Source organism: Paramagnetospirillum magnetotacticum MS-1 (assembly GCF_000829825.1).
GTDB classification, from domain to species: Bacteria; Pseudomonadota; Alphaproteobacteria; order Rhodospirillales; family Magnetospirillaceae; genus Phaeospirillum; species Phaeospirillum magnetotacticum.
In genome coordinates this window covers 1-12,292 of the sequence record NZ_JXSL01000023.1, presented here as the reverse complement: position 1 = coordinate 12,292, position 12,292 = coordinate 1, and the positions used below count along the sequence as shown (strand labels likewise).

Genomic DNA, 12,292 nt, shown 5'->3' with positions numbered 1-12,292 from the left:
ATACGAAACTTGCTTTCAGGCTTTAAAAAATGTAATAGGTAACCAGATACCGAATTAACCGGCCGAGACGAGCCGGAAGGTGCTTAGAGCTTATCGGGAGGATCGGGACACCATGCATGAAGTGCGCCTTCATGGCCGTGGCGGACAAGGTGCCGTCTTGGCTTCCGCCATTCTTGCCGCCGCTTTGGTGGAGGAAGGGCGACACGTCATGGCCATTCCCGCCTTCGGCTTTGAACGCCGCGGCGCGCCGGTCGTGGCGTTTCTCCGTCTCTCCGATACGGTGATTCGCCGTGTCACGAACATTTACTCTCCCGATATCGTGGTGGTGATCGATCCCACTGTGGCGCGGGCCGTGGATGTGTTCGCGGGGATGCCCAAGGGCGGCACTCTGATCCAGGCCACGGGAAAGGCGCCCGGGGATGTGGACGTGCCGGATCTGGTGGGCAGGGTCGCCACTTGCGACGCGGTGCGCATCGCCATGGACATTTTCAAACGCCAGATCACCAACACCATCATGCTGGGCGCCTTCGCCAAGGCGACCGGGCTGGTGAGCGTGGAGGCCCTGGAGCGGGCGCTGGAGGAAACCCATTTCCGCGACGCCGGACTGAAGCAGAACGTCGAGGCGGTGCGGCGCGGCTATGCCGAGACCACCGTGCTTGATCTCGGCAAGGAGAAGGCGGCATGAGCCTCAGAAATGTTCCCGACAATATGTGTCCCATCGCCACCGAGTACACCACCATGCTCACCGGCGATTGGCGGGCTCTGCGTCCGGTTGTGGACCGCGAGCGTTGCGTCAAATGCGCCACCTGCTGGCTGTATTGCCCGGTGCAGTGCGTGGTCGAGAAGGCGGCGTGGTTCGACTTCAACTACGACTTCTGCAAAGGCTGCGGCATTTGCGCCGAGGAATGTCCTCACCGTGCCATCAAGATGGTTGAAGAGGCGGAGGGGTGACCATGAATCAGCTCCCAACGACTACGGGAAAAGTCATCGTCTGCGACGGCAACGAAGCCGCCGCCTGGGGCGCCTGCCTGTCGCGTCCCGACATGGTGGCCGTCTATCCCATCACGCCGCAAAGCTCGCTGGTGGAGTATCTGGCCGAATTCATCGCCGACGGCCGCATGGACGCCGATCTGATGGATGTGGAGGGCGAGCATACCGTGCTGTCGGTACTGCACGGTGCGGTGCTGGCCGGGGCCAGGACCTATTCCGCCACCTCGGCTCAGGGCCTGGCCTTCATGTTCGAGCCCTATTTCCGCACGCCGGGCCTGCGCCTGCCCATGGTGGTGTCGCTGGTCACCCGCGATGCCGTGTCGCCCACCTGCGTATGGGGCGGCCAGCAGGACGCCATGACGGTGAAGGAAGTGGGCTGGATCCACATGTATTGCGAGACCCAGCAGGAAATCCTCGACACCATCCCCATCGCCTACAAGGTGGCCGAGCATCCCGACGTGATGTTGCCCGTCAACGTCAACCACGATGGCAACTACCTGTCCTATGGCGTGGCGCGGGTTGAGTTGCCCCCACAATCGGTCGTCGATGCCTTCTTAGGGGAAAAGCAGGTCAACTGGCACGCCTGTCTCGACCCCGAGCGCCCCATGGCGGTGGACCCGCTGACGGGCGGGGCGGGGGGGATCGGGCCTTCCATGTTCGTCAAGTACAGGAAGGGCATCTGCGCCGGAATGCAGGACGCTCTGCGTGTCATCGAGGAAGCCCACGAGGATTGGGGCAAGCGCACCGGGCGCTATTGGTCGCCCTTGATCGAGGAATATCGCATGGAGGATGCCGAGGTGGCCCTGGTCACCATCGGCTCCATGACCGGCGCCGCCAAGGACGCGGTGGATACGGCGCGCGAGGCTGGCCGCAAGATCGGCCTGGTCAAGATCAAGACCTTCCGTCCATTCCCCGCCGCCCGCATTGCTCAGGCGCTGTCCAAGGTCAAGGCCATCGGCGTGGTCGACCGGTCAGTCAACTTCGGCTGGAACTGCGGCCCCGTCTTCCAGGAGGTGTTGGCCGCCATGTATGCCCAACCGGTCCGTATTCCCATGATGAGCTTCATCGGTGGTCTGGCTGGTGCCGACATCACGGTCGAGCATTTCGCGACAGTGGTGGAGCGCACCTTCCGTCTGGCCGGAGGCGAAACGGCTGCCGGTCCTGTGTGGCTGAACGAGAACGATTGAGGTTGATGATGCCCGAGGCCAAATACCTTCTCGTCGGTTCCAGCCACGCCGCCCTGGAAGCGCTGCGCGCCATCCGTCTGGTGGACCCGGACGGCTCCATGGCCATGCTGACCCGCGACGAACGACTGCCCTATTCGCCCACCATCCTGCCCTATGTGGTGTCGGGACGGTCGGGTTCCGACAAGGTACTGCTGCGCGACCCCGCTTTTTTCGCGGCCAATAATTGCGCCTATGTGCCTAATGCGCGGGCCGTGTCCCTGGACCCCAAAGCCAAGGCGGTGACCCTGGAAAGCGGCGAGGTCTGGCGCTACCAGTCCTTGCTGGTCGCCTCGGGCGCCGCTCCCGCCATTCCGCCGGTCAAGGGGCTGGACGGGGTGAAATACCATGTGCTGCGCAGTCTGGCCGACGCCGAAGGGTTGCGGGCCGCCATGGGCTCGGCCAAGTCGGCCGTTGTGCTGGGCGCCGGTCTGGTGGGGCTGCACGCCGCCGAGAATCTGGCCGAGGCCGGTCTGGCGGTCACGGTGGTGGAGATGCAGGACCACGTCCTGCCCGGCTATTTCGACGCCAAGGCCAGCACCCGCATCGAGGAGGCCTTCGCCAAGCATGGCGTGGACCTGAAGCTCGGCCACCGGGTCACCGAGGCGTCTGCGGGCAAGCTCACACTGAGCGACGGCACGACCATTGCGGCCGACCTACTGCTGGTGGCCACCGGCGTTCGTCCGGTGACCGACTGGCTGGAAGGCTCGGGGGTCTTGGTGGACAAGGGCGTGGTGGTTGATGAGGCCATGCGCACCAATCTGGACGGCGTGTGGGCGGCGGGCGACGTGGCCCAGGCCACCGACTTCGCCACCGGCGGCAAAGCGCTGATCGGCATCATTCCCACGGCGGTGGAGCAGGGCAAGATCGCCGGACAAGGCATGGCCGGAGATTCTTATCGCAAGGATTATGCGGGCGGATTGCCGGTCAATACCTACCGCTTCTTCGGCCGGGTGGCGCTGTCCATCGGCCGGGCCGCCGCCACCGAAGGCGTGGAGGCGGTGGAAAGCGAGGCGGGCGCCTATCGCCGCGTGGTGATGGAAGGCAACCGGCTGGTGGGCTATGCCAGCGTGGACGAGCCCTTCGACGTCGGCATCATGGGCGAACTGATCCGCCGCCGTATCGATTTGACCGAATGCAAGGACGCCTTCCTGGCCCATCCGGTGGAAACCGGGCGGCGCCTGATGAGCGAGCAGTGGAGGTAGCAATGGGCGTGGCATTCGACAGCATCAGCTTCAAGGCCTCGCTCTGCGATGGCTGCGGCGACTGCATGACGGCTTGTTCCGAGGCCAAGAGCGGCGCGTCCCGAATCTCCATCGTGCCCGGCGCCAAGGCGGGCGGATACGAGGCGGCGCTATGCCGCCAGTGCGGCGATCCCAAATGCGCCCAGGTCTGTCCCTCTGGCGCCCTGGACAAGGACGGCGGCAACGGGGTGATCGGCTGGGATGCCGCCAAATGCGTGGACTGCCTTCTGTGCACCGCTGGCTGCGTCTATGGTGGCATCGCGGTGGATCCCAATGTTTCGCGCGTCGCCAAATGCGACCAGTGCGACGGCGACCCGGCCTGCGTCAAGGTCTGCCCGACAGGTGCGCTGGAATTCCGCAAGGCGGGAAGCATCTTCAACGAATACGGCGCCAAGGAAGACCTGTTCGTTCCCGGCCTGTCCGGTTGTCAGGGCTGCAATTCGGAACTGATCATGCGCCATGCCATGCGCAAGATCGGCCGCAACTCGGTGCTGGCCACGCCGCCCGGCTGCATCCCCGGCATGGGCTCGGTGGGCTATAACGGCAAGACCGGCACCAAGGTTCCGGTGTTCCATCCACTGCTGACCAATACCGCCTCCATGCTGTCGGGCATCCGCCGCTATTACGACCGCATCGGGCGCAAGGACATCGTGGTCATGGCCCTGGCGGGCGATGGCGGGACCGCCGATTGCGGCTTTCATGCCGTGTCGGGCGCCGCCGAGCGGGGCGAGAAGGTGCTCTATGTGTGCGTCGATAACGAGGGCTACATGAACACCGGCATGCAGCGCTCGGGCACCACGCCCTATGGCTCTTGGACCTCGACCACCCCGGTGGGCGAGCATATGAAGGGCAAGACCCAGGACGCCAAGAACCTGCCGCTGATCATGACGGCGCATAAGTGCCGCTATGTGGCGACGGCGTCGACGGGCTACATGGAGGACCTCTACGAGAAGCTGGACCGCGCCATCGAGGCGTCGTTCGAGGGCTTTTCCTATCTCCACATCTATTCGCCGTGCCCGACGGGCTGGCGCATTCCGTCCAATAAGGTGATCGACGCCTGCCGCATGAGCGTGGACAGCAATTTCAATCCGCTGTGGGAATACACCAATACCACCGGGCTGCGCTTCACCCACTCGCCCGACAACGCCTATCCCATTACCGAATACGTCAAGATGATCGGCAAGTACCGGCATCTGTCCCCCGACCAGCTCGCCCACATCCAGGCCAAGGTGGACGAGCAGGTTGCGCTGCTCAAACTGATGGCGGCGGAGTCTTCTCCGCCTCCCGCGGCGCATCGGGCTCCGGCCGGAGCCTCCACCCCGGCCGGAGCCGAATCTTCCCAGCCCGCGAGGCGGGAGATTGCCAGGAACTGACCCTTTGCTCCCCGCTTCGGCGGGGAGTTTTTTTATGCGTGCTGCCGGCCAACCATGCGCGCCAGACCGGTGATGGCCAGCAACGTGGCGCCATAGGCTATCAACTGGCCGCCGCTGGGCCGGTCCATATAGCCGATCAGTGTGTGGAGCAAACGGCCGCCGATGCTGTTTTCAGGCAGCAGCCATGACGTGTCCCACAGGGGTTGTGTGGCAATCTCGATCAGACCGGCGGCGGACAGATACGTCACCGCCTGGGCGGCCATTCCGGCTGCCAGCAGAGTCACCAGCCAGGTGGTGACGGAAAACAGATGCCGCGCGGGAATGGCCAGCAGGCCGCGATAGAGCAGGGTGCCAACGGTGATCCCGGCTCCCAGGCCCACGGCGCAACCAGCCACGGTGGCCAGCTTGCCGCCGTCTTCGGAGGCTGATACGCCGAAGACGAACAGAACCGTCTCGGCCCCTTCGCGCAGCACCGCGACGCCCACCACCACGGCAAGAACGGAAAGCGGGCGCGAGCCCACCACCACGGCATGGCCGACCCGCTTCATCTCGGCGGCCATCTCGCGGCCATGGCTGCTCATCCAAACGGTGTGCCAGCCCAGCATGAGAACCGCCACGCCCAGGATCGAGGCGTTGAAAAGTTCCTGTCCCATGCCCGACACGGCCTCGGACAGCGCCCCGGCGGAACTGGCGATGATCGCCGAGCCCAAAAGCCCGCCCACGATGCCCGCCGCAACCCAACGGCGGCTGCCGGTCAATCCCTTGGTCGCGGCCAGGACGATACCCACGATCAGGGCGGCTTCGAGAACCTCGCGGAAAACGATCACGGCAGATGCCAGCATGGGGGGCCTCAGGCTTGAATCTTCGATGCGATTTCTCATCCATAGCACTGCGCGGTGCAAATGCGAGCGAATTGCATTAATCCCATACTTGTGATAGGTCATTGCAAGACAAATGTAAAGCCTTGAAAGATGCCGGTGTGATGGGGTGGTCGCCCCGCCCCATCGTGCTATATATGCAATGTGGATCTGCTGGCGAAGAACCGCCTGCAGATCCTCTTAGGATCCGAGGGGGCGATGCCGTTGCTGCGTAAGATCGAGGTGACCACCGGGGTTTGGTGGATCGAGGCGCCCCAGGCGGGTGTTTCAGTGTTGTGCGGCTGTCCCGCGGATGCGGTGAAGCATCTGATGAAGCGGGGCCTGATTGTTTCCACCGAGGTGAACGGCGTTCCCTTCGAGACCGGGCCCAACGTCATATTGCTGTCAGACGCCATGGTGCAGAATGGCAGCTTCTCCAATCTGGCTGAATTTCCCGTCCTTCAGATGCTGTATCGCCAGGGGATGATCCTGCCCGATCACCCCGGCAATACGGGCATCAAGCCCATGCTGATCGGCAGCGCCGATCAGGTTTCGGCCCAGATGCAGTATATCTATCGCGGTAATTACGGTCTGGTGACCGAGGAAGAGCTTGTCGAGGCCGGAGAGACGCCGGAACGGGCCCGTGAGCTGATGCGCATGAAGCTGCGCTTTGCTTTCGGCAATATCCGCCATCCCGGCGACTTGATCGACACCCTGGCGGTGGATAACGAGCCGGTGGAGATCAGAAACGGCGTCGCCGTGCGCCGCATGATGTTCAATGTCTTCGAGTTCAGCTATCAGGGCGAGACGGCGGTCGTCGACCTCAATCTTCCGTCCTTCGAGACCTATGAATCGCCCTATCCGCTGGGCTTTTACCGCCTTCGCCGCGAATATTTCGCGGTCATCCATTCGGGCGAGGGCGATGGTTGGGACATCAATCGTCCCTCCATGTCTTCCATCGTCATGTTCCAGGGCAAAGTCTATCTGGTGGATGCCGGGCCCAATATCCTTTACTCGCTCAACGCGCTGGGCATCGGCGTCAATGAGATCGAGGGGATCTTCCACACCCATTCCCATGACGATCACTTTGCCGGGCTGACGACCCTGATCCGTTCGGATCACAAGCTGAAATACTATTCGACGCCATTGGTCCGCGCCTCGGTGGCCAAGAAGGTGGCGGCGCTGCTGTCCATCGAAGAGGCGGCGTTTTCGGATTATTTCGATGTCCGTCCCCTGGTGGAAGGAGAGTGGAACTCCATCGATGGGCTTGAGGTCATGCCGGTCTTTTCCCCCCATCCGGTGGAAACCACCGTCTTTCACTTCCGCGCCATGTGGGAGGGGGGCTATCGCACCTATGCCCATTTCGCCGATATCTGCCGTCTGTCGGTTTTGCAGGGATTCGTCACCGACGATGCGAACGCGGCAGGCATCAGTCAGGCCATGTATGACAAGGTCGCCGCCGATTACCTTGTCCCCGCCGATGTGAAGAAGATCGACGTGGGCGGCGGCATGATCCATGGCGATGCCTATGATTTCCGTGACGACAAGTCGGGCAAGATCATCCTGGCCCATACCTCGCAGCGCAATACCCGCGCCCAGAAGGCCATCGGGTCATCGGCGTCCTTCGGCACGGTGGATGTGCTGATCCCATCCAATCACGACTTCATCTGGCCCTATGCCTATGAGGCCCTGGACGCCTATTTCCCCGGCATTCCCCGCCATCAGATCCGGGTGTTGCTCAACAATCCGGTGGTGACCTTCAATCCCGGCACCATCTTGGTGAAGGAGCGGATGGTCAACGATCACATCTATCTGCTGCTGTCGGGCAGCGTCGAGATGATCCCCATGGAGATCGAGATGCGCTCGGTCCTGTCGGCTGGGGCTTTGATCGGCGAGTTGCCGGGGTTGTTCGGAACCCCGGCCTCCGAGACCTACCGCGCCGCCAGCTTTGTCCAGGCCCTGGCCATTCCGTGTTCCTTGTATCTGGAATTCGTGCGCTACAACAATGTGTTCTCGGGCGTTTCGCGCCTGTTGGAGCATCGTGAGTTCCTGCTGCGCACCTCCTTGTTCGGTGAGGTGGTGTCGTCTAGGTCCTTGAACCGCATCGCTCAGGGAATGAGCCAGAAGAGTTTCGCCGCCGAGGCGCTGATCGAGCCCGGTCCTGGTCTGGTGGCCATGATGAAATCGGGAAGCGCTGGCCGCTTCCTGGGCGAACACATGTTCGAGACCTTAAAGCCCGGCGATTTCTTTGGCGAGGAGGTTGCCATTTTCGGCATCCCCAGCCTGCTGCGGGTCCGCGCCCTGGAGGGCTGCGAAGTCTATCTGGTTCCGGCCGAAACCCTGCGCGACATCCCGTCCGTGCGCTGGAAACTGTTCGAGGCCAGCACCAAACGGACTCGGACCATGGCCGAGGCGGGCGAGCATGCCCGCGTCCTGATCAAGTGGCACGAGGAGTATTCGGTGGGGGTGCAGCGCATCGATTCCCACCACAGACGCCTCTTCGAGATCGGCAATTCCGTTCTCGACATGATGGAGCGCAAGACGGACGACGCCGAGGTGGCCGAAACCATGGGCTTGTTGCGCGAATACGCCCGCTTTCATTTCAGCGAGGAGGAAGGGCTGCTGATCCGCTACAAGTACCCGGAACTCAGCGCCCATCGTGTCCGCCACGCCCGTCTGCTGGAGCAATTGACCGAATTGCAGGCCGCGGTGGCCGAGGGACGCGGCTATAATGAGGCCGAGGTGTTGACCTTCCTGCAGGAATGGATCGTCGGCCATACCTTGGCCGAGGACCGCAAATCGGCGATCTATCTCAATTCCAAGGGCGTTTATTGATCTGACGGCCCCTGCCGCGCAGGGCGTCTTCCCAAAAAGATAGAAGCCGGCGGGAGTTGGGGAGCCCGCCGGCTTCGTCTTGGGAGGGCCAAACCGAACGATTGCTCCAACGAGGGCATGCTGGAGCGATTCGGCTCGACTGGTTTCAGAGTACGTCCTCAGCCTGACAGGAAGCTGTCTACTCCGCCGCCTTGACCGCTTTCGGGTGATGGGCCTTATGCAGATCCAGCCGGTCCCATACGGCTGAGAAAGATTCCACCAGATGGGCCATCATGGCGTCGTCATGCAGCGGCGTCGGCGTGATGCGCAGCCGCTCGGTGCCCACCGGGACGGTGGGATAATTGATGGGCTGCACATAGATGCCGTACTCGTCGAGCAGCAGGTCGCTGGCCTGCTTGCAGAGCGCGGCATTGCCCACCATCACCGGAACAATATGGCTGACCGAGGGCAGGACGGGGATGCCGCGTTCGGCCAGCAGGCGCTTGGCCGTGGCGGCGCGTTCCTGGTGGCGGTCGCGGATCTCGGGATGGGCGCGCAGGAAGCGGATGGAGGCCAGGGCGGCGGCGGCCGTGGCTGGAGGCATGGAGGACGAGAAGATGAAGCCGGGGCCGAAGCTGCGCACATAATCGACGCAAGACGCCGAGGCGGCGATATAGCCGCCCACAACGCCCAAGGCCTTGGCCAGGGTTCCCTGAATGATGGTGATGCGGTCGCGCACACCGTCGCGCTCGGCCACGCCGGAGCCTTGCTCGCCATACATGCCCACCGCATGGACCTCGTCCAGATAGGTCATGGCGTTGTGGGCCTCGGCCACGTCGCAGATCTCGGCGATGGGGGCGATATCGCCATCCATGGAATAGACCGATTCGAATGCCACCAGCTTGGGCGTCTCTTTCGGATAGGCCGACAGCAACTGTTCAAGATGCTCGGGATCGTTGTGGCGGAACACCTGCTTGGCCGAACGGCCGTGGCGGATGCCCTCGATCATGGAATTGTGATTGAGCTCGTCGGAGAACACGACGCAGCCCGGAATGGTGGCGCCCAGCGTCGACAGGGTGGTCTGGTTGGCCACATAGCCCGAAGTGAACAGAAGGGCGGATTCCTTGGCATTGAAGGCGGCCAGCTCTTCTTCCAACAGCACGTGATAGTGATTGGTGCCCGAGATGTTGCGGGTTCCGCCCGCACCGGCGCCACAACGCTCCAGCGCCTCATGGGCGGCGGCGATCACCTCCGGGTGCTGCCCCATGCCGAGATAATCGTTGGAGCACCACACCACCACCTCGCGGACCTCACCATCGCGGTAGTTGAGAGCAATGGGGAAGCGGCCCTTCTGGCGCTCCAGATCGGCAAACACCCGGTAGCGTCCCTCGGATTTGAGGTCGCTGATCCGCTTGGTGAAGTAATGCTCGTAATCCATTCCTCTCCTCCCTCGGCCCGTCATCCCCCTCAATTTCCCTAAGGGCTTGGGCCGGTGCGCAGATCCTAGTGGATCAAAAAGCTGTGGCGCAAGTGTACAAGATGTAATGAGCCCGCGCTTTCGACTGAAGTATCACATAGTTATCCGAGACCAAGCGCGCCATGAGCTTCGTCAAGCGCGGCTTTGAACCGGCGCAGCATGTCCCCGATCTCCGCTTCCGTGATGATCAGGGGAGGGGCGAAAGCGATGGCATCGCCCATGGCCCGCAGGATGACTCCCTTGTCCTGTGCCCTGGCGACCACTTTGGCGCCCATGGTCCGTTCGGGCGGGAAGGGGGCCCGGCTGGTCTTGTCCGCCACCAGTTCCAGGGCTCCGATCAAGCCGATTCCGCGGGCCTCGCCCACCAGGGGGTGATCGCGGAACGACCCCAAACCCTCCTGCAGCACCGGCCCCACCTTGGCGATATGGGCCAAGATGTCGCGCTCGGCATAGATGTTCAAAGTCTCCAGCGCCACGGCGGCGGAAACCGGGTGGCCGCCATAGGTGTAGCCGTGGCCAAAAACCCCGATGCGCCCTGATTCCTCGGCGACGGGGCCGTAGACCCGCTCATTGACCATCAAGGCCGAAATGGGCGCATAGCCCGAGGACAAGCCCTTGGCCAGAGTCATCATGTCAGGGCGGATGCCAAAGGTCTCGGTGCCAAACATCTTGCCGGTGCGCCCAAAGCCGCAGATCACCTCGTCGACCACCAGAAGAATATCGTAGCGGTCCAGCACCGCCTGGATCTTGGGGAAGTATCCGGCGGGCGGCACGATGACGCCGCCTGCGCCCATCACCGGTTCGGCGAAGAAGGCGGCCACGGTGTCGGGGCCTTCGGCCAGGATCAGCGCTTCCAGCTCTGCCGCCAACCGGGAGGAAAAGTCTTCCTCGCTCTCGCCTTGCCTGGCGAAGCGGTAATGATGAGGACATCCGGCCCGCAGCACACCGGGAATGGGAAGGTCGAAGGAGCGCTGGTTGTTGACCAGGCCGGTCAGCGAGGCGGTGGCCACGGTGACGCCGTGATAGGCCTTCTCGCGGGCGATGATCTTCTTCTTATGGGGCAGGCCCAGCGCGTTGGATCGGTAGTGGATCAGTTTGATGGCGGTGTCGTTGGCTTCCGACCCCGATCCGGCCAGAAAAACCTTGGACATGGGGACGGGCGCCATCTCCAGCAGACGGGCGCACAATTCGACGCCCACGTCATGGGTCTTGTGGCTGAACAGGTGATAGAAGGGGAGGGTGCGCATCTGCCGCGCCGCGGCCTCGACCAGCCGCTCCTCGCCCCAGCCAAGCGACGTGCACCACAGCCCGGCCAGGCCCTCGATATAGTCCTTTCCCGCCTCGTCATAGACCCGTACGCCCTTGCCGCGGGTGATGACCAGCGGACCCACCTCCGGATGGCGTTTCAGATTGGTATAGGGGTGGAGGACCGAATCCACATCCTTCTCGGTAATGGTTCGGTTGCTGGCGCGCGTCGGCATGGGGCCTCTTTACGTTAGCGACGAGAGGCGCAGCATGAACCGCCCAACAGGGGGAAACAAGCCTCAGGGCTTGGTATGCGGTTTCATCTTATAGGCCCCGAGCATGGCAAGCCTCAGGGCTTGGTATGCGGTTTCATCTTATAGGCATAGACATAGAGGTCATTGTCGCCGGGTTGGCCGCCAGGTCCTTTGGTCTTGCGCGTGGTGCGAAAGAACTCGGCGACCTCGTGGGCTTCGAACTCGTCCTTGGCCAGGCGCGAGATCCAGGCATCGCCGCTTTGCTTCAGTTTGTGGCCGGAGAACAGCTTGATCTTCGGGCTGGCGGTAAAGCCCACATACCACTGCCCGAACTCGCCGCCGTTACGGCCGATGCAGTCTTCGATATCGTCAATGATTTCCGTTCGCGATTTCGCCGCCATAATCATCCCCATCCATAAATATGGCCCCAGGTCTTCATATAAGGGGCATGTGGGGCCACCACACAATAGGGCACCAACCCGATCCCTCCAGGGGCAGAAGGGGCTTGCTTCGGAACCTGCTCAGGCATAGGATGAAATTTCGTCTCCCCCACTCGGGAGGGACGGCCAGCCTCCAAATAAATGGGGTTGACGGCGTGGTTGGGCGGGTATAAAACCCGCCCCTCGCCGCCGGGAACCCTGGTGTTTTGGGTGGCGGGACGGCCCGGTCAACGGGTTTTGCCTTCGGGTAAAAAGAGCGGTTGACAGGGTCGGATGGGGCGCGTAAAACCCGCCCCTCGCCGCGACGAACCGGAAGGTTTTGGGCGGCGGGACGGCCCGGTCGGCGGGTTTTGCGGAGACGCAAAAAACTGGTTG

10 protein-coding genes are annotated in these 12,292 nt (G+C 62.8%); 6 read left to right on the top strand and 4 right to left on the bottom strand.

The annotated features are described in order from the left end of the window. The first annotated feature begins 112 nt into the window (after positions 1 to 112). The 5 genes from padE to padI are packed head-to-tail and all read left to right on the top strand — an operon-like array spanning position 113 to position 4,830. A complete protein-coding gene (gene padE, locus CCC_RS06080) occupies positions 113 to 685 on the top strand; it encodes an NADH-dependent phenylglyoxylate dehydrogenase subunit gamma (RefSeq protein WP_041040323.1) in 573 nt (190 codons plus the stop codon). Then, complete coding sequence (gene padF, locus CCC_RS06075) at positions 682 to 951, top strand: NADH-dependent phenylglyoxylate dehydrogenase subunit delta (RefSeq protein WP_041040321.1); 270 nt, start codon at positions 682 to 684, stop codon at positions 949 to 951. Before padE ends, padF begins: the two co-directional genes overlap by 4 nt. Before the next feature lie 2 nt (positions 952 to 953). Continuing rightward, on the top strand, positions 954 to 2,177 hold the full coding sequence (padG, locus tag CCC_RS06070) for an NADH-dependent phenylglyoxylate dehydrogenase subunit alpha (protein ID WP_041040319.1): 1,224 nt from the start codon (positions 954 to 956) through the stop codon (positions 2,175 to 2,177). Positions 2,178 to 2,182: 5 nt separating this feature from the next. Continuing rightward, entirely contained in the window at positions 2,183 to 3,418 is a 1,236-nt protein-coding gene (padH, locus tag CCC_RS06065; RefSeq protein ID WP_009870278.1) for an NADH-dependent phenylglyoxylate dehydrogenase subunit epsilon, read from the top strand. Positions 3,419 to 3,420: 2 nt separating this feature from the next. Next, positions 3,421 to 4,830 (top strand): NADH-dependent phenylglyoxylate dehydrogenase subunit beta, encoded by a 1,410-nt coding sequence (gene padI, locus CCC_RS06060; RefSeq protein ID WP_009870279.1) that lies wholly within the window; start codon positions 3,421 to 3,423, stop codon positions 4,828 to 4,830. A 32-nt stretch (positions 4,831 to 4,862) separates the two neighbouring features. On the opposite strand, the gene CCC_RS06055 is transcribed toward padI, so the two are convergent. Beyond that, entirely contained in the window at positions 4,863 to 5,672 is an 810-nt protein-coding gene (locus tag CCC_RS06055; RefSeq protein WP_009870280.1) for an FTR1 family iron permease, read from the bottom strand. Between the two features lie 234 nt (positions 5,673 to 5,906). On the opposite strand from CCC_RS06055, the gene CCC_RS06050 reads away from it, so the two are divergent. Beyond that, positions 5,907 to 8,522, top strand: coding sequence for a bacteriohemerythrin (locus CCC_RS06050; protein WP_041040317.1), 2,616 nt, complete (start codon positions 5,907 to 5,909; stop codon positions 8,520 to 8,522). A gap of 178 nt (positions 8,523 to 8,700) precedes the next feature. Here the strand turns inward: CCC_RS06050 and hemA are convergent, their stop codons facing one another. The 3 genes from hemA to CCC_RS06035 all read right to left on the bottom strand — a co-directional run bounded on the left by hemA (position 8,701) and on the right by CCC_RS06035 (position 11,878). After that, on the bottom strand, positions 8,701 to 9,939 hold the full coding sequence (gene hemA / locus CCC_RS06045; protein ID WP_009870282.1) for a 5-aminolevulinate synthase: 1,239 nt from the start codon (positions 9,937 to 9,939) through the stop codon (positions 8,701 to 8,703). 140 nt (positions 9,940 to 10,079) lie between these two features. Continuing rightward, entirely contained in the window at positions 10,080 to 11,459 is a 1,380-nt protein-coding gene (locus CCC_RS06040) for an aspartate aminotransferase family protein (RefSeq protein ID WP_009870283.1), read from the bottom strand. A gap of 113 nt (positions 11,460 to 11,572) precedes the next feature. Then, on the bottom strand, positions 11,573 to 11,878 hold the full coding sequence (locus tag CCC_RS06035) for a hypothetical protein (RefSeq protein WP_009870284.1): 306 nt from the start codon (positions 11,876 to 11,878) through the stop codon (positions 11,573 to 11,575). Positions 11,879 to 12,292 lie beyond the last annotated feature (414 nt).